The sequence below is a fragment of the Ancylobacter koreensis genome, assembly GCF_023016525.1.
Taxonomy (GTDB): Bacteria; Pseudomonadota; Alphaproteobacteria; order Rhizobiales; family Xanthobacteraceae; genus Ancylobacter; species Ancylobacter koreensis.
Window position 1 is genome coordinate 55,824 of sequence record NZ_JALKCG010000006.1, and the last position, 20,300, is coordinate 76,123.

The 20,300-nt window shown below is 68.6% G+C and carries 21 protein-coding genes; 6 read left to right on the forward strand and 15 right to left on the reverse strand.

Annotated features, from left to right (window positions below; all coding sequences use genetic code 11):
• Positions 1–203: 203 nt before the first annotated feature.
• Positions 204–587, forward strand: a complete 384-nt coding sequence (locus tag MWN33_RS14265; RefSeq protein WP_247201707.1) for a PRC-barrel domain-containing protein — start codon at positions 204–206, stop codon at positions 585–587.
• Between the two features lie 87 nt (positions 588–674).
• Here the strand turns inward: MWN33_RS14265 and MWN33_RS14270 are convergent, their stop codons facing one another.
• Together MWN33_RS14270 and lepA are read right to left on the reverse strand one after the other, a co-directional pair.
• Complete coding sequence (locus MWN33_RS14270) at positions 675–860, reverse strand: YegP family protein (protein ID WP_247201708.1); 186 nt, start codon at positions 858–860, stop codon at positions 675–677.
• Between the two features lie 73 nt (positions 861–933).
• Complete coding sequence (gene lepA / locus MWN33_RS14275) at positions 934–2,739, reverse strand: translation elongation factor 4 (RefSeq protein ID WP_247201709.1); 1,806 nt, start codon at positions 2,737–2,739, stop codon at positions 934–936.
• Positions 2,740–2,853: 114 nt separating this feature from the next.
• Here lepA and MWN33_RS14280 point away from each other — a divergent pair, with 114 nt between their 5' ends.
• The 3 genes from MWN33_RS14280 (at position 2,854) to MWN33_RS14290 (ending at position 5,976) form a co-directional block, all read left to right on the forward strand.
• Entirely contained in the window at positions 2,854–3,489 is a 636-nt protein-coding gene (locus MWN33_RS14280; RefSeq protein ID WP_247201710.1) for an MBL fold metallo-hydrolase, read from the forward strand.
• A gap of 322 nt (positions 3,490–3,811) precedes the next feature.
• Entirely contained in the window at positions 3,812–4,975 is a 1,164-nt protein-coding gene (locus MWN33_RS14285; RefSeq protein WP_247201711.1) for an alpha/beta fold hydrolase, read from the forward strand.
• Positions 4,976–5,118: 143 nt separating this feature from the next.
• On the forward strand, positions 5,119–5,976 hold the full coding sequence (locus tag MWN33_RS14290; RefSeq protein ID WP_247201712.1) for an MBL fold metallo-hydrolase: 858 nt from the start codon (positions 5,119–5,121) through the stop codon (positions 5,974–5,976).
• Between the two features lie 96 nt (positions 5,977–6,072).
• Here the strand turns inward: MWN33_RS14290 and MWN33_RS14295 are convergent, their stop codons facing one another.
• From MWN33_RS14295 to MWN33_RS14350, 12 genes are all read right to left on the reverse strand, one after another.
• On the reverse strand, positions 6,073–7,368 hold the full coding sequence (locus MWN33_RS14295) for an amidohydrolase family protein (protein WP_247201713.1): 1,296 nt from the start codon (positions 7,366–7,368) through the stop codon (positions 6,073–6,075).
• 10 nt (positions 7,369–7,378) lie between these two features.
• A complete protein-coding gene (locus MWN33_RS14300) occupies positions 7,379–8,323 on the reverse strand; it encodes an ABC transporter permease (RefSeq protein WP_247201881.1) in 945 nt (314 codons plus the stop codon).
• 2 nt (positions 8,324–8,325) lie between these two features.
• Positions 8,326–9,393 (reverse strand): ABC transporter permease, encoded by a 1,068-nt coding sequence (locus tag MWN33_RS14305; RefSeq protein ID WP_247201714.1) that lies wholly within the window; start codon positions 9,391–9,393, stop codon positions 8,326–8,328.
• A 175-nt stretch (positions 9,394–9,568) separates the two neighbouring features.
• On the reverse strand, positions 9,569–11,116 hold the full coding sequence (locus tag MWN33_RS14310) for an ABC transporter ATP-binding protein (protein ID WP_247201715.1): 1,548 nt from the start codon (positions 11,114–11,116) through the stop codon (positions 9,569–9,571).
• 124 nt (positions 11,117–11,240) lie between these two features.
• The gene (locus MWN33_RS14315; protein WP_247201716.1) at positions 11,241–12,278 is read right to left on the reverse strand and encodes a BMP family protein; all 1,038 of its coding nucleotides are present in this window, start codon (positions 12,276–12,278) and stop codon (positions 11,241–11,243) included.
• 108 nt (positions 12,279–12,386) lie between these two features.
• A complete protein-coding gene (locus MWN33_RS14320; protein WP_247201717.1) occupies positions 12,387–13,112 on the reverse strand; it encodes an NUDIX hydrolase in 726 nt (241 codons plus the stop codon).
• 24 nt (positions 13,113–13,136) lie between these two features.
• Positions 13,137–14,033, reverse strand: a complete 897-nt coding sequence (locus MWN33_RS14325) for a PhzF family phenazine biosynthesis protein (RefSeq protein ID WP_247201718.1) — start codon at positions 14,031–14,033, stop codon at positions 13,137–13,139.
• A gap of 5 nt (positions 14,034–14,038) precedes the next feature.
• Positions 14,039–14,887, reverse strand: a complete 849-nt coding sequence (pdxY, locus tag MWN33_RS14330; RefSeq protein WP_247201719.1) for a pyridoxal kinase PdxY — start codon at positions 14,885–14,887, stop codon at positions 14,039–14,041.
• A 147-nt stretch (positions 14,888–15,034) separates the two neighbouring features.
• The gene (locus tag MWN33_RS14335; RefSeq protein ID WP_247201720.1) at positions 15,035–16,231 is read right to left on the reverse strand and encodes a GGDEF domain-containing protein; all 1,197 of its coding nucleotides are present in this window, start codon (positions 16,229–16,231) and stop codon (positions 15,035–15,037) included.
• 130 nt (positions 16,232–16,361) lie between these two features.
• On the reverse strand, positions 16,362–16,529 hold the full coding sequence (locus MWN33_RS14340; protein ID WP_247201721.1) for a hypothetical protein: 168 nt from the start codon (positions 16,527–16,529) through the stop codon (positions 16,362–16,364).
• Between the two features lie 158 nt (positions 16,530–16,687).
• Entirely contained in the window at positions 16,688–16,876 is a 189-nt protein-coding gene (locus MWN33_RS14345) for a hypothetical protein (protein ID WP_247201722.1), read from the reverse strand.
• Positions 16,873–17,082: a hypothetical protein gene (locus tag MWN33_RS14350; protein ID WP_247201723.1), complete on the reverse strand. Its 210-nt coding sequence runs from the start codon at positions 17,080–17,082 to the stop codon at positions 16,873–16,875. The genes MWN33_RS14345 and MWN33_RS14350 overlap by 4 nt, the downstream gene beginning before the upstream one ends.
• 196 nt (positions 17,083–17,278) lie before the next feature.
• Here MWN33_RS14350 and MWN33_RS14355 point away from each other — a divergent pair, with 196 nt between their 5' ends.
• Positions 17,279–18,547 carry an amidase family protein gene (locus MWN33_RS14355; protein WP_247201724.1) on the forward strand — a complete coding sequence of 423 codons (1,269 nt, stop codon included), beginning with the start codon at positions 17,279–17,281 and terminating at the stop codon, positions 18,545–18,547.
• Positions 18,548–18,654: 107 nt separating this feature from the next.
• Positions 18,655–19,422, forward strand: a complete 768-nt coding sequence (locus tag MWN33_RS14360) for an outer membrane protein (RefSeq protein WP_247201725.1) — start codon at positions 18,655–18,657, stop codon at positions 19,420–19,422.
• Positions 19,423–19,491: 69 nt separating this feature from the next.
• Here the strand turns inward: MWN33_RS14360 and MWN33_RS14365 are convergent, their stop codons facing one another.
• Positions 19,492–20,298, reverse strand: a complete 807-nt coding sequence (locus MWN33_RS14365) for an LssY C-terminal domain-containing protein (protein ID WP_247201726.1) — start codon at positions 20,296–20,298, stop codon at positions 19,492–19,494.
• Positions 20,299–20,300 lie beyond the last annotated feature (2 nt).

Genomic DNA, 20,300 nt, shown 5'->3' on the forward strand with positions numbered 1-20,300 from the left:
CTCGGTCGGCGCGACGATATCGGCCGGCAGGCCGGCGCGCCAGCGGGCAGCCCGGCTCCCGTCGATACCGCCGGCCCGGTCACGGGCCACCGCAAGGGCAATTTCTCGCGTCCTCACCGCAGTTTACCGCTATCCCCTGCGGAACCTCGGCGCTGCATCGCACGTTTCCCCTCCGACCGACGACAACCAAGGGAGGCATTAAAATGCAGAGCACTCAACACAATCTCGACGCGCGCGAGACGCGTACCCTGATCGGCAGCGACAAGGTGGAAGGCACCGCCGTCTACCGCCCCAATGGCGACCGTATCGGCTCCATCGCGCGGGTCATGATCGACAAGCTCAGCGGCCAGAGCGCCTATGCGGTGATGAGCTTCGGCGGCTTCCTCGGCTTCGGCGAGGACTATTACCCGCTGCCGTGGTCGCTGCTGAAGTATGACGAGGGCCTCGACGGCTACGTCGTGGACCTCACCGAGGAGCAGCTCAGCGGCGCGCCGCACCATGCCAGCGCCGACGAGCATTCCTGGCAGGACCGCGACTGGGATCGCAAGGTGAACGACTATTACCACGTGCCGCCCTACGTCATTTGACGCGGCCGACACGGGTTACAGACGGAAAGGCCGGGCGCGAGCCCGGCCTTTTTCGTTGGCGTGGAACGCGCGACCCGGCCGGGCCGGTCATTCCTTGGTGGTGTCGTCCGTCTCGGCGCCCGGCGCGTTCTTCTTGATCGACTCGATCGCGCTCATTGCCGAGGCCTTCGCCTTGTAGCCCTCGGACGAGAACATCGCCTCGCCGTTCGAAGCACGGAAGCGGAAGCGGAACTCGCCGGCCTTGTCCTTGTAGACTTCGAACTTGTACGCCATGGGCTGCCTCCCCCTTGTTGAAGCTGGGCGAGGCCATGTCAGCACGAAACCGCGAGCGTGGGTAGCGGGTGCCTCAGTCGTCGACCTTGAGGGCGGCGATGAAGGCTTCCTGCGGGATCTCCACGCGGCCGAACTGGCGCATCTTCTTTTTGCCCTCCTTCTGCTTCTCCAGCAGCTTGCGCTTGCGGGTGATGTCGCCGCCATAGCACTTGGCGGTGACGTCCTTGCGCAGGGCCTTGATGGTCTCGCGGGCAATGATCTTGGCGCCGATGGCGGCCTGGATCGGGATCTGGAACAGGTGCTGCGGGATCAGGTCCTTCAGCTTCTCGCACATCGCCCGGCCGCGATATTCGGCGCGGGTGCGGTGCACCAGCATGGAAAGCGCGTCGACCGGCTCGGCATTGACGAGGATGGACATCTTCACAAGGTCGCCGACGCGGTAGTCGGTGATCTGGTAGTCGAAGGAAGCGTAGCCCTTCGAGATCGACTTGAGCCGATCGTAGAAGTCGAACACGACTTCGTTGAGCGGCAGGTCATAGGTCACCATGGCGCGCGAGCCGACATAGGTCAGCTCGATCTGGTTGCCACGCCGGTCCTGGCAGAGCTTCAGCACCGCGCCGAGATAGTCGTCCGGCGTCAGGATGGTGGCGCGGATCCACGGCTCGCGGATCTCCTTGATCTTCACCACGTCCGGCATGTCGGCCGGATTGTGCAGGTCGAGCACGGAGCCGTCGTTCATCTCGATCTCATAGATCACCGACGGGGCGGTGGCGATGAGGTCGAGATTGAACTCGCGCTCCAGCCGCTCCTGGATGATTTCGAGGTGCAGGAGCCCGAGGAAGCCGCAGCGGAAGCCGAAACCCAGCGCCGCGCTCGTCTCCATCTCGAAGGAGAAGCTCGCGTCGTTCAGGCGCAGCTTTCCCATCGCCGCGCGCAAATCCTCGAAATCGGCGGCGTCGACCGGGAACAGGCCGCAGAACACCACCGGCTGCGCCGGCTTGAAACCCGGCAGCGCCGCCTCGGTCGGGCGCTTCTCCTCGGTAATGGTGTCGCCGACGCGCGTATCCGCCACTTCCTTGATCGAGCCGGTGAGGAAGCCGATCTCGCCCGGACCCAGCTGCGACATGACGGTGAGCTTGGGGGTGAACACGCCCACGCGGTCGATGTCGTAGACCGCGCCCGAGCCCATCATCTTGATGCGCTGGCCCTTCTTCAGCACCCCGTCGACGATGCGCACGAGCACGACGACGCCGAGATAGACGTCGTACCAGCTGTCGACCAGCAACGCCTTCAGCGGCGCCTCGCGGTCGCCCTTGGGCGGCGGCAGGCGGGTGACGATGGCCTCCAGCACATCGGGAATGCCGATGCCGGTTTTCGCGGAGATGAGAATGGCGTCTGAGGCGTCGAGGCCGATCACATCCTCGATCTGCGCCTTCACCTTGTCCGGCTCGGCGGCCGGCAGGTCCACCTTGTTGAGGACCGGGACGATCTCGTGATTGTTGTCGATGGCCTGGTAGACGTTGGCCAGCGTCTGGGCTTCCACGCCCTGCGACGCGTCGACCACCAGCAGCGAGCCCTCGACGGCGGCCAGCGAGCGGTTCACCTCATAGGCGAAGTCGACATGGCCGGGCGTGTCGATGAGGTTGAGGACGTATTCCTTGCCGTCATGCGCCTTGTAGGACAGACGCACCGTCTGCGCCTTGATGGTGATGCCGCGCTCGCGCTCGATATCCATGCTGTCGAGCACCTGCTCCGACATCTCACGCTCGGACAGCCCGCCCGTGATCTGGATCAGGCGGTCGGCGAGGGTCGACTTCCCATGGTCGATATGGGCGACGATGGAGAAATTGCGGATGTTGGAAATCGGCTCGGTGCTCATGGGGCGCGGGATAGCATTGGCGCCGGTGCCCCACAAGGCGGCACACCCGCCGCCGCCTTGCGCGCAGGCATATGTTCGACCACATTCCGCCGGCCTGTCCTCCGAGGAGCCTCCATGCCCGATCTCAAGGTCGCCATCGTCCCCGTCACCCCGTTCCAGCAGAACTGCTCCATCGTCTGGGACGAGACCAGCAAGCGGGGGGCGGTGATCGATCCGGGCGGCGACATCCCGCGCATCCTTGCCGCGCTGGAGGAACTGGAGGTGAATGCCGAGAAGATCGTGCTCACCCACGGCCATATCGACCATGCCGCCGGCGCCGCCGAGCTCGCCGAGACGCTGAAGATCCCGGTCGAGGGTCCGCATGAGGGCGACCGGTTCCTGCTCGACAACCTGCCCGCCGACGGCGTGCGCACCGGCATTCCCGGCCGCGCGGTGACGCCGGGCCGCTGGCTGAACGAGGGCGATACGGTCGATATCGGCGGCATCGTCTTCGACGTGCTGCACGTGCCCGGCCATACGCCGGGGCATATCGTACTGGTGCACAAGCCGGCCGATTTCGCCATCGTCGGCGACACGCTGTTCCAGCGCTCGGTCGGACGTACCGATTTCCCCTATGGCGATCCTGCGCTGCTGATCGCGGGCATCAAGGGCAAGCTGCTGCCGCTCGGCGACGGCGTCACCATCCTGCCCGGCCACGGCAACGCCTCGACCATCGGCGAGGAAAAGCGCACCAACCCCTTCCTGCGCTGACGCCCCTCCCCGACGCCCTATCCCTCGACGCCTGCCCTCCCCGACGGCCCCGCGCCGCGGCGGAAGAGACATGTCCTCGGGCAACCGTCTGGCGACGGCCTCCACTCTGCCGGCGGGCATGGCCGGCGGGAGAGGCCGCGCGTCGGCCCCCTCTCCGCCGCCGCTGGAATGCCAGTATTCGACATACCGGATACCTCATCCCTAATAACATCGAAGGCCTGGTAAATATCCATTGCGTACTGTTGACAGTTGTCATTTACGCACGCTACCGTCCTCCCGGGCCTGGATCGAACAATAAACGCCAGGGACTGGAGGAAACGCCATGAACATACTGAGGAGACATCTTTACCAGGCGCTCGTATTCGGCGTCATTTCATCGGCTACATTTGCCGTTTCGGCGCAGGAAGCCTCGGCTCCGCTGTTCGCCGGCGAGGTCGCCACCGAGGCCGCAGGCCGACCGGCCATCACGAAATTCGTCAAGGGAGACCCCGCCAAGGCGCTGATCGTCTTCATTCCCGGCAGCAATCATCTCGCGCGCATCGCCTATGGCGGGCACAAGGGCAGCCGGCCGGAGGACTTCCTCGCCCATTGGGTCCAGCAGAGCGGCTACAATTTCCTCGCCATCTCCTACCCTCTCGACGTGAAGAGCGGCGTCTTCCCCAAGCCGCAGCCGGACTTCACCGTGCGCGACTGGGGGCGCCAGGCCATGGAGCTGGCGCGGCGGGCCATCGACGAGAACCAACTCAAGGGCCGCGTCATCGTGGTGGGCTGGTCGATGGGCGGCAAGATCGCCCAGTCCGCCTACGCCGCCGCCAAGGATCAGAAGATCGACCTCGACTTCTACCTGTCCTTCGCCGCGACGCCCGCCATCCCCGGCGTCGTCAACCCCGACCGAAAGTTCGAGATGCTGCCCTCCGGCTATGCCAGCCGCCGCAAGGATCAGGCGAACTGGTTCTCGCAGGTGCAGACGGATTCGAGGATCGCCGGCCACGAGATCATCCCGAAGGAGATCTACTACAACGACTATATCGGCGACGGCTCCATCAACGTCGAGGGCTACAAGCTGCGCTACCGCGACGGGGCGTTCGCCGGCGACCTGATGGAGGGCACGCAGGACAACGGCGCCTTCGCGCTGGAGGACTTCCCGCTGGTGGCGATGATCCTCAACGATTCGCCCGAGGACGCCCGCCATAATGTGACGGATCTGGCGAACTGGAGCTTCTACAACGCCAACACGATCTTCAACCGCTACATCGCCGGCAACAAGGTGAAGCCGGAGGCGCTGCCGCCGGAGAAGTGGCGCGGCGTCATCGAGCTGACCCGCACCTCGCCGGAACTGCTAAGCGTCTCTGTTCCGGGGAACCACTTCTTCTTCCTCGGCGAGGCCGGCGCCCGCCAGACCGCGCAGGCGATCGAGACGCTGGAGCAGAAGGTCCACGCCTTCCGCGACAGCCTGTCGGGCATGGTCGGCGTCACCATAAACTGAACGGCCCAAGGCCGCCGGCCCGTGAACCTCCCGCTCACGGGCCGGCGGATCGGAGCTTTGCCGCGCCGCCCGTGCGCGAAAAAGTGACTCGCCCAGCACGCGGGCAATGCCGATCATGCCCGTCGAAAAACGGGGAGCGCCGCATGATCCGCAGCATCGTCGCCTCGACCGCACATGCCCTCGCGACGGGCCTCGCCCTCGCGCTGGCGATGCCCCTCGCCGCGCTGCCGGTGGCGACGCCTGCCGCCGCGCAGGCGGACCGCTGCCCCAAGCTTGTCGCGAAGAGCCCCTTCATCGCTCCGCCCGGCCCCCGCATCGTGCCCGCCGCCTATGTGGGGGAACGGCAGGTCGGCCTGACCTATATCGGCCACTCCACCTTCCTGATCGAGACCGCCGGCGGCGTCACCGTGGCGACCGACTACAACGACTATGTGCGACCGAGCGTGGTGCCCCGCGTCGCGACCATGAACCGGGCCCATTCGACCCATTACTCGCTCAACCCCGATCCCGGCATCGAATACGTGCTCAAGGGCTGGCGCGAGGATCGTGACCCGGTGCGCTACGACCTCGATGTCGGCGACCTCTGGATCGGCAACCTGCCGACCAACATCCGCGACTATCAAGGCGGCACGATCCGCAACGGCAACTCGATCTTCGTCTTCCGCGCCGCCGACATCTGCATCGCGCATCTCGGCCATCTGCACCACACGCTGACCGAGGAGGACCTCGGCGCGCTCGGCCGCATCGACGTGGTGCTGGCGCCGGTCGACGGCAGCTACACGCTGGATGTCGACGGCATGGTGGAGGTGCTGAAGGCGCTGGAGGCGCCGCTCGTCATCCCGATGCACTATTTCAACGAGGGCACGCTGAACCGCTTCCTCGACCGCTTCGCCAGCAGCCAGTACACGATCGAACGGCGCGAGAGCCCCGAACTCGTCCTCTCGCGCGAGACGCTGCCGATGAAGCCGACCGTCATCGTGCTGCCGGGCAGCCTTTATTGATTGCGCCATCCCGGCCGGAGCGAAGCGGAGAGCCGGGATCGCTCTCCGTTCCACGCGCGATCCCGGATCGGCCGTTCCGGCCGTCCGGGATGACGGCTAGCCGGCGGCCTTCGGCGCATAGGACGCCGGGTCGACCAGCGCCGGGCGGCCGGGCAGGTCGAGCGCGGAGACGCGCGGGGCGCCCTCGGCGATCACCCGGCCCCGCCGCACCACGAAGAGCCGCGCCGCCTTGAGGCGCAGCGCCTCGATGGGATCGAACGCCTGCAGCACCACGAAATCGGCGTTGCAGCCGGGCTCCAGCCCGTAGCCGTCGAGATGCATCAACCGGGCGGAGTTGGTCGTCACCGCCTCGAAGCACCATTCCATCGCCTCGCGCGACGTCATGAGCCCGACATGGATCGCCATATGGGCGACCTCCAGCATGTCGCCCGAGCCGAGCGAGTACCAGGGGTCCATCACGCAGTCGCCGCCGAAGCCGACATTGACGCCGGCCGCCCTCAGCTCCGGCACGCGCGTCATGCCCCGGCGCTTGGGATAGGTGTCGTGCCGGCCCTGAATAGTGATGTTGATCAGCGGGTTGGCGATGGCGTGCACCTGCGCTTCCGCCATCAGGGGGATGAGCTTGGAGACGTAGTAATTGTCCATCGAATGCATGGAGGTGAGGTGCGAACCCGTCACCCGCCCCTGCAATCCCAGCCGCTGCGTCTCATAGGCCAGCGTCTCGATATGGCGCGAGAGCGGGTCGTCGGTCTCGTCGCAATGCATGTCGACGAGCAGGCCGCGCGCCGCCGCGATCTCGCACAGCGCCTTCACCGAGGCCGCGCCGTCCGCCATCGTCCGCTCGAAATGGGGAATGCCGCCCACCACGTCGACGCCCATGTCGAGCGCGCGTTCGAGGTTCTGCACGGAGGTCGGGAAGCGGTAATAGCCGTCCTGCGGGAAGGCGACGAGTTGAAGGTCGATATAGTCCCTCACCTGTTCCCTGACGTCCAACAAGGCCTCGACCGCCAACAACCTGTCGTCGCAGATGTCGACATGAGACCGTATGGCGAGCAGGCCCTGGCTGACCGCGAGGTCGCAATAGCGCAGCGCCCGCTCGATCACCGCCTCATGGGTCAGCAGCGGCTTGAGCTCGCCCCACAGCGCTATGCCTTCCAGCAGCGTGCCTGACGTGTTGAGCCGCGGCAGGCCGAGCGAAAGCGTCGCGTCCATGTGGAAATGCGGGTCGACGAAGGGCGGCGAGACCAGCTTGCCGCCGGCCTCGATCACCCGGCCCGCCTCGGCTTCGATAGCCGGCTCGACCGCGACGATGCGGCCCTCGTCGCAGGCGATGTCGATGCCGGTGCGCCCGTCCGGCAGGCGGGCATTCTTCACGAGGAGGTCGAAGCTCATGCGTGCAAACTCACCTTTGGCCCTTGAAGTAAGGCTTCATCAGCGCGCGCGGATAGTCGGCGCGGCGGGCAACCAGAACAAGCGCGGCAATGGAGAAAATATAGGGCAGCATCAGGAATATCTGGCTCGGCACCGCCCCGCCGGCGATGGTCTGGATGCGCAGCTGGTAGGCGTCGAGCGCGCCGAACAGCAGCGCCCCGAGCAGCGCCTTGCCCGGCCGCCAGGAGGCGAAGACGGTGAGCGCGATGCACACCCAGCCGCGTCCGTTGATCATGCCAAAATAGAAGGCGTTGAAGGCCGAGAGGGTGAGGAAGGCCCCGCCCAGCGCCATCAGCGCCGAACCGGCCATGACAGCGCCGATGCGCAGCGCGACGACGGAAAGCCCCTGCGCCTCCACCGCCTCCGGGTTGTCGCCCACCGCACGGATGGCGAGGCCCAGCGGCGTACGCGAGAGCACCACGGCGAGGATGCCGACGCAGGCGAAGGCGAAGACGGTGAGCGCCGTCTGCTGGGCGAGGATCGGCCCGATGAACGGCAGGTCGCCCAGCACCGGCACGTCGAGCGGCGGGAACGGCTCGATGCGCGGCGGCGTCGCCACATTGGGAAATGCAACGCGGTAGCCGAAATAGGCGGCGGAAGTGGCCAGCAGCGTGACCCCGATGCCAGTGACATGCTGGGAAAGCCCCAGCGGCACGGTGAGCACGCCATGCACCAGCCCGAAAGCCGCTCCCGTAAGCGCGGCCACAGCCACGCCGCCCCAGAGCGGGGCGCCGAGATAGACGGCGAGCCAGCCCGACATGGCGCCGGCGACGAAGATGCCCTCGATGCCGAGATTGAGCACGCCCGCCCGCTCGCACAGCAGCGCGCCGAGCACGCCGAAGATCAGCGGCGTGGCGATGCGGATGGTCGCCGCCCAGAAATTGGCCTGCGTCAGGATTTCAAGCGCGGACCACAGCATCACGCAGCCTCCCGGCGGACGAGAACGATGCGGAAGCGCGTGAGCAGTCCGCCCACCAGCACGCTGAGCAGGGCGAAGGCGACCACGAGATCGGCGAGATAGTTGGAGACGCCGATGGCCCGGCTCATCGAATCCGCCCCGACGAAGACGCCGGCGACGAAGATGGCGGCAGGGATGACGCCGAGCGGCGAAAGATTGGCCAATGTCGCCACGACGATGCCGGCATAGCCGAAGCCGGGCGACAGATCCGAGGTGAGATAGCCCTTCAGCCCCGCCACCTCGCTGGCGCCGGCGAGCCCCGCGAGCCCCCCCGAGAGAATGCCGACCAGCGCCATCGCCTTTCCGACCGGCAGGCCGGCATAACGCGCGGCACGGGCATTCTCGCCCACGGCGCGGATGCGGAAACCCCAGACGGTGCGGTTGATGAAGACATGCAGCCCCACCGCCGCCACCAGCGCCAGCACGAGGCCGGCATGCAGGCGCAGCCCCTCGACCAGCTTGGGCAGGGTCGCCTCGTCGAGCACGGGGGCCGATTGCGGCCAGCCGAGTGCCATCTCGTCCTTCATCGGCCCTTCCAGCATCATCTGCACGAAGAGCAGCACGATGAAGTTCATCAAGAGCGTCACCACCACCTCGTCGGCGCCGAACCGGGTCTTGAACAGCACCGGCACGAGCAGCAGCGCGGCGCCTGCCGCCGCCGCGCCAACCAGCACCAGCGGTACCAGCACATAGGACGGTGCCTCGATCAGCCCGGCGCCCAGCGCCACGGTGGCGAGCGCACCGGCATAGAGCTGCCCCTCGGCGCCGATGTTCCACAGCTTCGCCCGGAAGGCGACGGCGGCGGCGAGGCCGGTGAAGATCAGCGGCGTGGCGCGGGTCAACGTCTCGGCCAGCGCGAAGCCGTCGCCCGCCGCCCCGGCCGCCATCAGCGCGAAGGCGGTGAAGACCGGCGCCCCGGTGAGCGCCAGCGGAATAGCGGTAAGGAGCAGCGCCGCCAGTCCGGAACCGATGGACACCGTGAGCGTGAGCCAGACCGGCGTGCGCTCGCGGGGGACGAAGCGGATCATGCGGAGGCTCCGGTTGCAGGCACGCTTCGGCGAAGCATCCATCGAACGTCATGGCCGGGCCCGACCCGGCCATCCGCGTCTTTTGACTTGAAACACGCGTACCCGAAGGCGTGGATCCCCGGGTCAAGCCCGGGGATGACGCCGTTCAGCGGCGGATGCGCGAGAGACGTCACCATCACGCCGCCTCCCCCGCCGAATGCCCGGCCATCATCAGTCCGACCGTGCGCACGTCGAGACCGGCGGCGTCCATCGCCGGCGACAGATGACCGGCATGCACCACGGCGATGCGGTCGGACAGCGCGAACAACTCGTCGAGATCCTCCGAGATCAGCAGCACAGCCGCCCCGCGCCCGCGCGCGGCGATCAGGCGGCGGTGCACATCCGTCGTCGCGCCGATGTCGAGCCCTCGCGTCGGCTGATGCGCCAGCACCAGCTTCGGCTCGCGCTCCAGCACGCGGGCGAGCACCACCTTCTGCATGTTGCCGCCTGAGAGCGCGCGGATGGCCGCGTCGGGACCGGGACAGCGCACGTCATAGGCCCGGATCGCCGCCGCCGCGCGGGCGCGGATGTCGGCGCGGCGCATCACCCCGCCGCGCTGGTTCTCCGGCGCGGAGATCGTCTCCAGCACGTAGTTCTCGGCCACCGACAGCGCGCCGATGGTGCCGTCGCGGTGGCGATCCTCGGGGATGCGGCCGACCTGCGCGGCGACGCGCCCGGCGGGGTCGGCCCCGGTCAGCGCCACGCCGGAAAGGCGGGCCTCCCCGGCACGGGCAGCGGCCAGCCCGGCAACGAGGGCGGCAAGCGCCCCCTGCCCGTTGCCGGAGACGCCGGCAATGCCGACGATCTCGCCGGCGCGCACGTCGAGGTCCGCCTGCTCCAGCCGGTCGCGCTGGCCCGGCGCGCCGACGCTCACGCCGCGCAGGCTCAGCACCGCCGCGCCCGGCGTCGAGGGCGGGCGCTCGCGGGCGGGAATGGCACGCCCGACCATCAGCTCGGCGAGCATTGCCCGGTCCGCCCCGGCGCTCGGCCGGTCAGCGACCTTGGCGCCGCCCCGCAGCACGACGACACGCTCGCACAGCGCCAGCACCTCGTGCAGCTTGTGACTGATGAAAATGACGGCGAGCCCCTTCGCCGCCAGCTTCCTTACCGTCGCGAACAGCCCGTCCGCCTCCTGCGGCGTCAGCACGGCGGTCGGCTCGTCGAGGATCAGCACGCGCACGTCACGGAAGAGCGCCTTCAGAATTTCGATGCGCTGCTGCTCGCCGACCGAAAGGCGCGCCACCGGCACGTCGAGGTCGACCGCAAGGCCGCTGTCGGCGATCAGCCGCTCGATCTTGGCGCGCGCCGTCCCGCTCCGCAGCCCGAGGCTCCACAGCGACTGCGTGCCGAGCACGATGTTCTCGAAGCCGGTGAGATTCTCGGCGAGGGCGAAATGCTGGTGCACCATGCCGATGCCCGCCCCCAGCGCGACCTCCGCCGAGCCGCCCGGCAGCGGCGCGAGCTGCCCGTCCGCTCCGGCGATGAAGACCGTGCCCTCGTCGGCGATGTAGTGGCCGAAAAGGATGCTCATCAGCGTGGTCTTGCCCGCCCCGTTCTCGCCCAGCAGCGCCACGATCTCCCCGGCGCGCACGTCGAGGTCGATATGGTCGTTCGCCGTCAGCGGCCCGAACCGCTTGGTGATGCCGGTAAGTGAGAGGACGAGGGGGCGGGGATCGGGGTGCATGGGAGGATCCGTATGAACAGGCCGTCATGGCCGGGCTCGTCCCGGCCATCCACGTCTTCATCGGCTAAAGGCGTGGATCCCCGGGCCAGGCCCGGGGATGACGTCGTTTTGGAAGACACCCGTGCTACAGCGTCGATTTGGGCTCGGCGTCGTTCACGTTCACGCGGAACAGGCCGTCCTTGATCTCCTTCTCCTTGAGAAGGACCATCTCGATGACCTCCGGCGAAACGACCTTGGGATCGAGCGGGGCGAGGCTGGCGCCGCCTTCGGCCATGTAGCTGTAGGGGCCGTAATCCGCCGCGACGAAGGTGCCGTCCATCACTTCCTTGATCGCCTTGTCGATGGTCGGCTCCATCTGCCAGAGCGCCGAGGCGATCACCGTGCCGGGATACTGGCCGGAGGTGTCGATGACGTTGCCGATCGCCTTAACGCCGCGCTCCTTGGCGGCGTCCGACACGCCGAAGCGCTCGGCGTAGAGAACGTCCGCACCCTTGTCGATCTGGGCGAAGGCGGCCTCCTTGGCCTTGGGCGGATCGTACCAGGAGTTGATGAAGGTCACGATGAACTTCACGTCCGGGTTCACCGACTTGGCGCCTTCCATGAAGGCCTGCATCAGCCGGTTCACCTCGGGGATCGCGTAGCCGCCGACGAGGCCGATGACGTTTGACTTGGTGGTCTTGCCGGCCACCATGCCGGTCAGGAAGGACGGCTCGTGGATGAAGTTGTCGAACACCGAGAAGTTCGGCTTGGTCGGGCCGAAGGACGACCCCATCAGATAGGCGGTCTTGGGATAGTCGGCCGCCACCTTGCGGGCGGGACGCTCCACCGCGAACACCTCGCCCACCACGAGGTCGGCGCCTTCCTGCGAATACTGGCGCATCACGCGCTCATAGTCGGTGTTGGCGACGTTCTCGGAGAATTTATAGGTGATGTCGCCGCGCGCCTCGGCGGCCTTGAGCGCCTTGTGGATGCGCGAGACCCACTGCTGCTCCACCGGCACGGTGTAAATCGCCGCGACCTTGATCGGCTTGGCCTTGGCCGCGAAGGCCTCGCCGCCGAAGGCCGTGAGCGCGGCGGCGCCGGCGCCGAGCGCCAGCAACTGCCGCCTATCGAGCAGGGATGACGAAAAAAGCGGCACGGACCCAGACGATTTAACCGGCATGTGAATGACCTCCCCGATCAAAGGACGGCGGTCCGCCCCAACGCGGGCCCCGTGGTGCGCCCGCACATGCGAGCCGCGTGCCATTTTCGAACTGTTCAGTCCGAAAAGTCACGGCTCCATTCTATCCCGTCCCCAGACGGCTGCGAGATAGGCACCGATAAAAGGCGGCGCCCCCTCGGGCAGGTCCTGCGGGCCCCGCACCACGACCGCCGCGTCGATCTCGGGACGCGTCTCGCGGGCGGCGAAGTCCGTGAGCCGCGCGGCCAGCGCCGCCGCCTCCTCCTGCACGACGATCTCGCGCAGCAGCGCGACGCGGCGCCGGTCGATCACCGCCGTCCAGCCGGGCGCCGGCGTCACCTCGCCGGCGGCGATGCCGGTCTCCTCGAACAGCTCGCGCAACAGGCTGCCCTCAAGGTCGACGCGGCCATCGGGTGTCACGTCACCCGCATCGGGTGTACCGGCGGCGAAATAGACCTTGCCGGCGTTGGCGGTCCACGGCGCCATGCGCGCCATGACGAAGCCGCCATCGGCCCCGCGCAGCGCACCCATGGCGAAGCAGTTGCGCAGATGCGCGTGCGGCTGCGGGCCTTCCAGCACCCAGAGCAGGCTGGCGAAATCGGCGGGGGTGTAGCGGCCAGCGAGCACGCCCCCGTCGATCCCGAAGGATTCGAGCACCAGCACCTGCCCGTTCCAAAGCGCGGGATTGGCGCGCTGCCGCGCGGCGAAATGGGCGTCGATGACGGCGCGCTCGTCGGGCGGAAAGACATGCGGCACGGGCGCGAGGCGCATCTCCACCCGGTCAAGCGCGACGACGGAAGGCTCTTCCCCGCTCACGCCCGCACCGAGGCGCGGGCGGCTTTACACATGCACGACGCCCTCCGAGACGATCACCGCCCCGCCGCCGATGGTGACGGCGGTCAGCGCCCCGTCCGCCACCTGCAGGCCGAGGCGCACGAGGCTCGGCCTGCCCATCTCGACGCCCTGCAATATGTCGAAGGCGTGGAAGCCGTCGGCCGGCTTCTCGCCGGCCAGCAGAACCGCCGCCAGCGAGGCCGCCGCCGAGCCCGTGGCCGGGTCCTCGTCGATGCCCATATTGGCGGCGAACATGCGGGCGCGGAAATCGCCCTCGCCGTCCTCGTCGCGGCAGAACACGTAGACCGAGTCTGCCCCGCCGCCGAAGGTCGAGATCAGCCGCGCGGCGCTCGGACTGATGCGGGCCAGCGCCGAGCGCGAGGCGAGCGGCACGCAGACGAAGGGCACCCCGGCCGAGGCGATGACCGGGACATAATCGTCGAAGCCGATGTCGGAGGTGTCGAGGCCGAGCGCCTGCGCGCAGGCCTCCCGGCTCATCGGCGCGGCGTCGACGATCTCGGGGATGCGCGGCACGGTGAAGGTGGCGCTGCCGGAGCGCTCGCGCCGCACGGTGACATGGCAGGCCACCGGTCCGACATTTTCCTCCAGCACGAAATCCGTCGAGGTCTCCACCCCGTCGCGGATCGCCAGCAGCACTGCCGCACCGACGGTGGGATGCCCGGCGAAGGGCAACTCGTGATTTGTGGTGAAGATGCGCAGCCGGGCCCGGCTTTCCTCTTCCTGCGGCTTCAGGACGAAGACCGTCTCGGAGAGGTTGAATTCGCGGGCAATGGCCTGCATGTGGTTGCCGTCGAGCCCCTCGGTATCGAGCACGACGGCCAGCGGGTTGCCGGACAGCGTCCGGTCGGTGAAGACGTCGAGGACGACGAAGCGGCGGGCCATGGCGGTCAGATCTTCTCCGGCGTGAAGACACGAGACGGCGTGACGAATTCATCCTGGGCGGCAACGGTCAGGATCTCGCGCGATCCCGCCGCCGCCGTCCGGGCAAGCAAGCCATAGGCCGAGGACGCCGCCTTCGACAGCGCCTCGGCGGTCGAATGCGTCGCCTTCCAGTGCACGAAGAACAGCGCCGCGATGGCGTCGCCGGCCCCGTTCACCGAGATGTCCAGCTTGGGCGTGCGCACGCGGTAGCGCCCGTCCGGACCGGAGGCGAGGAGGTCGATCGAATCGGCCGGCGTGTCCTCCGTGTGCAGGCTCGTGACCATGATGACACGCGGCCCGCTCGCATGCACCGCGTCGCAGGCGGCCAGCGCTTCGGCCAGCGTCGTCGTCTCGCGGCCCGCGAGGTAGTCGAGTTCGAACTGGTTGGGCGTGATGATGTCGGCCGCCGGCACGGCGCGGTCGCGCATGAATTCGGGAATGCCCGGCCGCACGAAGACCCCGCGTCCCACATCGCCGATGACCGGATCGCAGCAGTAATGCGCGGCGGAATTGGCCGCCTTCACGCGCCCCACCGTGTCGAGGATGGCGTCGCCGATCTCGGCCGAGCCCATATAGCCCGACAGCACCCCGTCGCAGCGCGGCAGCACGCCACGCTCCTCGATGCCTCCCACGAGGTCGCGGATCAGCCCGGCGCCAAAAACCTCTCCGCGCCAGGCGCCGTAGCCGGTGTGGTTGGAGAACTGCACCGTGTGCAGCCCCCACACCTCGTGGCCGAGGCGCTGGATGGGAAACATGGCCGAGGCGTTGCCCACATGGCCGTAGGCAACCCAGGACTGGATCGAGAGGATGTTCATGCGCGCGCCCCGCAGCGTTGGTAGGACGATCCGCGCTTAGCGCCCCGCGCGCAAGCACTCAAACGAAATTCCGCGCGGTTGGCCATCAGGAAATACGATGAAACGGCAGGTGTGGCCGCGCCGCTGCGGCAGCGGGCGGAACGGCGTTCAGCGCGGGCGCAGCCGAGCGGCGGCGAGCGACGCGCCATCTGCCTCGACGGCCAGCGCGTAGCGGTCGCGGCCGGCCTGCTTGGCCGCATAGAGCGCCCTGTCGGCAGCGTCGAGCACCTCATCGAGAACCGCGCCCTCACGGGCGAGCGCCATGCCGAAGCTCGCCGTCACCCGTTCCCCCGGCGGCAATCGCGCAAAGACGAGCCCGGCGAGGGCGGCGCGGATTGCCTCGACACGGCGGCGGGCGCCCTCGGTGCCCTCCTCCGGCAGCAATAGGCAGAATTCCTCGCCGCCGAGCCGTCCGCACAGCGCATCGCCGCCCGCCGCCCGCGTGAGCACGGCACCGACGGCACGGATCACCTCATCGCCGGCGGCATGGCCGAATCGGTCGTTGATCGACTTGAAATGGTCGAGATCGACCATCACGAGGCAGGCCGTCCGCCCGTTCGCGAGGCGCGCCAGCATCACACCGGCGCGCTCGATAAAGGCCGCGCGATTGAGCGCGCCGGAGAGCCCGTCGCGCTGGAGCGCATGGCGCGTCTCGCTCATCACCTCGTCGACGAGCACCCCGAGCAGGGCGAGGCCGAGCAGCAGCGACAGCACCGCGCCGAGCGTCTGCGAGTAATAGCCATAGGCGCTGAGGATGTAGTCGCGCACGCCGGGCGCCTGCAGGCCTTCCACCAGCGGCAGCAGCGCCTTGGCGAGGAAATGCAGCGCCCCGGCGGCCAGAACGGCGGCGAGCGCGGCATCCACCGTGCGGCGGCGGCGCGCGTCGAGCACGAATCCGGCGGCAAGCGCCAGCATCGCCGCATAGGGCATCTGGTAGAGCAGCGTATAGGCCAGCGTGCCGCGTGGCAGACCGGGGCGCAGCGCGAGGTTGAGCGCTTCGGCGGCGACGAACAGCGCAAGGATGGGGAGGATCGAAGCGTCCGGCCGGTAGTGCCGGGCGATCCCCGCCGCAATCAGCGTGACGCCCGCCAGCAGCAGGCTGGAGGAGAGGAGCGAGATCTCCGCTTCCGAGGACAGCAGCGGCGCCAGTGCCTCCACCGTCACGGTTCCCGCCGCGCACAGGAAGCCGGCCGTGCACCAGCGCCCGAGGCTGGAACGCGACTGCCGCGCCACGCCGAGAAAGGCGGCGGCGAAGGACAGGCCGATGAAGAAGTTGACGACAAGGAGGAAAGTGGCGCCGCGCATCTCTCGGTCGGGAATCGGGCAGCCCGGCGCCGCCCGCCTCACTCTAGCGGATGCCGGCGGCCCGGCGCCATCTTCCGCTTGCGACGCGGCACCGCACCGCGAGGCCCCGGCGGGCGGGCGCCGGTTCCCGCTATTCGTCCTCGCTCGTGTCGGCCGCCGCGTCGAAGGCGACGAGGACGAGGCCGGCGCACCCCACCACATACATCGCGGCCACCGTGGCGAACGGCGACGGGCTGAGAGACGGCAGCGAACCCAGGACCAGCGTGGGCAAGGCCAGCAAAGACATGGCGAAGGACATGGTGGCAACTCCATGCCGGGCCTGGCCAGCGAGGAAGCGCAGGCGCGGCTGTGCGGATCAAGGCGCGCCGGAAAGGCCGCGCATGGCAGCGGCCGGCGGGCGCGGGCGGAACGTTCCCCGGCCCCTCCTGCCCACGCCTTTTCGGGCGGGCGGTCGGCTCAGATGTCGCGCTCGACGAGACCGCAGCGCCACTTCACCACCCGCCAGGCCGGGTGGGTGGTCGCCCACTCCGTCATGGCGGCGGTGCATTCGAGGGGCAGCGCAGCGCGCGCCTGTGTCGCCACCCGCTCCTCGCGGCAGGCGGACGGGTCGGCCAGCAGGCAGATGGTGAGGATGAGGTGGCTCATGACGCCCTCCCCGTCTCGCCCGCGGGCCCGACACTGCCCATGCCCTTCATCTCGTCGGTCTCGGCGACGCGCGGCCAGTGATAGACACCCTCGGACGGATCGTGGGCCTTGATCAGTATGGCGTGAAGATTGCCCCAGTAGCTCGGACGCGGCGACAGCATGAGCCGGCGGGCGAGGTCTGCGGAACAGTTCAGGACGATCTGCATCGGCGCGAACCCTCTCGGAGGATGTTTACGCCGGAGTTTATTGCATACGGCATGCCACACCTTTCCGCTTCGCCCCCGCATTTCGCATGCGCATGGCGGCCGAACGCATAGCTCCACGCAGGACTCGCCGAGTTCCTCGTGTGCGTCCGCGCGCGCCGTCTTGCACGCCGGCCCGGCCCGTGCGACAGCCGAGGCCATGACCGAGATGCTCTCCGCCGCCGCCCTCGCCCAGGCCGTCCGCTCCGGCCACCTCTCCCCCGCCGACGTCGCCGAGCGCTGCGCCGCGACCATCCGCGCGCGCGAAGGTGATATCCGCGCCTTCGCCAGCCTCGACCTCGACGCGCTGCTGGCGGCCGCGAAAGCACCCGGCCTCGCGCAGAAGCCGCTGGCCGGCCTGCCGCTCGGCGTGAAGGACATTCTCGACACGGTGGACTTCCGCACCGGCCGAGGCACGCCGCTCTTCGCGGGATACCGCCCGGTGACGGATGCCGCCGTGGTGCGCATGGCCGCACGGGCGGGCGGGCTCATTGCCGGCAAGACCGTCACGACCGAGTTCGCCTTCATGACGCCCAGCGTCACCCGCAACCCGCGCCATGCCGGCCATACGCCGGGCGGCTCCTCCGCCGGCTCGGCGGCGGCGGTGGCGGCAGGCATGCTGCCCATCACCATCGGCACCCAGACCGGCGGCTCGATCATCCGTCCGGCCTCCTATTGCGGCGTCACCGGCTACAAGCCGTCCTTCAAGCTCCTGCCGGTGCTCGGGCTCAAGCCCTTCGCCTGGTCGCTCGACACGATCGGCCTGTTCGGCGCCCATGTCGCCGATGTCGCCTTCGCCGCCGGCGCGCTCACCGGCCGCGAGTTCGGCTTCGAGGAAGACACGCCGGCACCGCGCTTCGCCGTGGTGCGCACCGCGCGCGCGCATCTGGCGGCGCCCGATGCCCATGCCGCGCTCGACGCCGCGATTGCCGCCGCCGCGCTCGCCGGCGCGCATCTGCGCGAGATCGAGCTGCCCGAGGCGCTGGAGGCGGGCGACGCCGCCAGCGTGCCGCTGCAGGCTTACGAAGCCGCGCTCGCCTTCGCCGACGAGTGGGACCGCCACCGCGAGGCGCTCTCGCCGACGCTCGCCGCCTATCTGGAAGGCGCCGCGCGCGTGACGCCGGAGGACTATGACGCCGCCCGCCGCGCCGCCCGCCGTGCCCGCTACGCGCTCGCCGACCTGTTCGCCGATTTCGACGCGGTGCTCACCTTCTCTACCACCGGCGAGGCGCCGGAAGGCCTCGGCTCGACCGGCTCGCCGGCTTTCAACCGGTTGTGGACGCTGACCGGGGCGCCCTGCGTCAACGTCACCGGCCTTGCCGGCGCCACCGGCCTGCCGATCGGCATCCAGCTCGTCGGCCGATTCGGCCGCGACCGCCAGACGCTCACGCTGGCGCGCTTCCTGGAGCGAGCCATCGCTGCGGCCTGAGACGTCAGGGAACCTCTGCAAAGCTCTGCCGGTGGTAGGGTGCACGGGTTGTTAGGACCCTGCGGTTTACGTTACTGTTGGTCATCTTCATCGGGGGGCATACCCACATGCGTATCAAGGCTCTGCTTCTGGGCGCCGCCACCGGAGCGCTGCTGACGGCGCCGGCGCTCGCGGCCGACCTTCCCATCGCCGTGAAGGCGCCGCCGCTGGTCTATGCGCCGGTCTTCACCTGGACCGGCCTCTATGCCGGCGCCAATGTCGGCTATGGCTGGGGCGAGGGCTCGGCGCCCTGGGACAACTATCTCGCCTGGCACTATGCCGGCTGGGACGCCACCAGCTACAGCGGCGGCTCGGACCCCACGGGCTGGTTCGGCGGCGTTCAGGCCGGCTATAACTACCAGTTCACCAACAATGTCGTTCTGGGCGTCGAGGCCGATTTCGAGTTCGGCTCGCTCAACGACAAGCTCAACTACTCGGCCTTCGATGCGGGCCTCGCCGACCAGGACTTCGGCTCGATCGAGACCAAGATCGAGACCTTCGGCACGGTGCGCGCGCGCCTCGGCTACGCCATGGACCGGTTCCTCCCCTATGTCACCGGCGGTCTCGCCTGGGGCACGGTGAAGGTCTCCGAGAACTGGAGCAGCTTCACCGACGGCGCCTATGACCCGTTCTTCTCGGGCTCGGCGTCCAAGAGCCAGACCCTGTGGGGCTGGACGATCGGCGGCGGCCTCGAATATGCCGTGACGGACAACTGGACGGTGAAGGCGGAATATCTCTACGCGGATCTCGGCGACATCAACTGGGACAGCGCCGCCAACACCAGCATCGACGTGAAGCTGCAGACCGTGAAGCTGGGCGTGAACTACAAGTTCTGAGCGCCCCTGCGCATCTGACGGAAAGGCCGGCCGCCTGCGCGCGCCGGCCTTTTTCATTGCCCCGTCGGCTCAGCGGTCGCCGACGAGGCCGGCGATCTGCCGCCACAGATTGTCCTTCATCAGCACCGCCGGCGGCGGGCTGACGATGGTGGGAGGGTTCGCGTTCTTCTCGCCGTTCACCGTCAGGCGCGCGAGCCAGACCTCGCCGTCGGTGTAGTAGCGGTCGCCGCCGCCATTGCGGCCGAACAGGGTCGGTCCGACGCCCGTGACCTGATAGAGCGTGCGCACCATGCCGGCGGCCTTCAGATCGTCGACCAGCAGGTCGCGCACCGCGTCGACATCCGGGCCGATATGGTGGGTGACGGCACCGGTGTAGTGGCTGAGGCCGACCCCCTTGTCATAGGTCGCCGAGCCGAGCCACACCGGCGCGCCCTCCTCGCCCGCGTCGAGCACCTTCCAGAAGCGCACATGGTCGCGGCGGTCGGCGCTGCGGCCGATTTCCTTCTCGAAGGCGAGGTCCTCTACCCGGCCGTCATAATAGAGCGGGCTGACCGGCGCCTTCGGATCGGGGCGGCGGAGCAGCACCGAACCGACGATTTCGATGGACGATTTCAGCGTCACCGGGTCGGCCGGTGTCCAGCCCGCCGCGATCATGGCGCGCACCACGTCATCGCGCGTGCCGACGAGGCCGACATCGATCGGATCGCCCGGAATACCCTGCTTCGTCTGCGTCACCATCGGCAGATGCGCGATGCCGGGCTGGCGCTCGTGATGCGTCCACAGGCGCGGCAGGAGGATATAGGCGAGGCCCGCCCATGCCAGCACGACAAGCAGCACCCAGTGCCACATGCGCCGCTCCTTCTCCACCACCGCCATGG

Coding starts and splice junctions, on each gene's coding strand:
- MWN33_RS14305 (WP_247201714.1), bottom strand. CDS start 9,393: ATGATCCGCTTCGTCCCCCGCGAGCGCACGCCGGTCTGGCTCACGCTC.
- MWN33_RS14280 (WP_247201710.1), top strand. CDS start 2,854: ATGCCCGATCTCAAGGTCGCCATCGTCCCCGTCACCCCGTTCCAGCAG.
- pdxY (WP_247201719.1), bottom strand. CDS start 14,887: ATGAACATCCTCTCGATCCAGTCCTGGGTTGCCTACGGCCATGTGGGC.
- MWN33_RS14285 (WP_247201711.1), top strand. CDS start 3,812: ATGAACATACTGAGGAGACATCTTTACCAGGCGCTCGTATTCGGCGTC.
- MWN33_RS14325 (WP_247201718.1), bottom strand. CDS start 14,033: ATGGCCCGCCGCTTCGTCGTCCTCGACGTCTTCACCGACCGGACGCTG.
- MWN33_RS14365 (WP_247201726.1), bottom strand. CDS start 20,298: ATGGCGGTGGTGGAGAAGGAGCGGCGCATGTGGCACTGGGTGCTGCTT.
- MWN33_RS14350 (WP_247201723.1), bottom strand. CDS start 17,082: ATGCAGATCGTCCTGAACTGTTCCGCAGACCTCGCCCGCCGGCTCATG.
- MWN33_RS14295 (WP_247201713.1), bottom strand. CDS start 7,368: ATGAGCTTCGACCTCCTCGTGAAGAATGCCCGCCTGCCGGACGGGCGC.
- MWN33_RS14265 (WP_247201707.1), top strand. CDS start 204: ATGCAGAGCACTCAACACAATCTCGACGCGCGCGAGACGCGTACCCTG.
- MWN33_RS14345 (WP_247201722.1), bottom strand. CDS start 16,876: ATGAGCCACCTCATCCTCACCATCTGCCTGCTGGCCGACCCGTCCGCC.
- MWN33_RS14270 (WP_247201708.1), bottom strand. CDS start 860: ATGGCGTACAAGTTCGAAGTCTACAAGGACAAGGCCGGCGAGTTCCGC.
- MWN33_RS14355 (WP_247201724.1), top strand. CDS start 17,279: ATGACCGAGATGCTCTCCGCCGCCGCCCTCGCCCAGGCCGTCCGCTCC.
- MWN33_RS14340 (WP_247201721.1), bottom strand. CDS start 16,529: ATGTCCTTCGCCATGTCTTTGCTGGCCTTGCCCACGCTGGTCCTGGGT.
- MWN33_RS14360 (WP_247201725.1), top strand. CDS start 18,655: ATGCGTATCAAGGCTCTGCTTCTGGGCGCCGCCACCGGAGCGCTGCTG.
- MWN33_RS14310 (WP_247201715.1), bottom strand. CDS start 11,116: ATGCACCCCGATCCCCGCCCCCTCGTCCTCTCACTTACCGGCATCACC.
- MWN33_RS14335 (WP_247201720.1), bottom strand. CDS start 16,231: ATGCGCGGCGCCACTTTCCTCCTTGTCGTCAACTTCTTCATCGGCCTG.
- MWN33_RS14315 (WP_247201716.1), bottom strand. CDS start 12,278: ATGCCGGTTAAATCGTCTGGGTCCGTGCCGCTTTTTTCGTCATCCCTG.
- MWN33_RS14290 (WP_247201712.1), top strand. CDS start 5,119: ATGATCCGCAGCATCGTCGCCTCGACCGCACATGCCCTCGCGACGGGC.
- lepA (WP_247201709.1), bottom strand. CDS start 2,739: ATGAGCACCGAGCCGATTTCCAACATCCGCAATTTCTCCATCGTCGCC.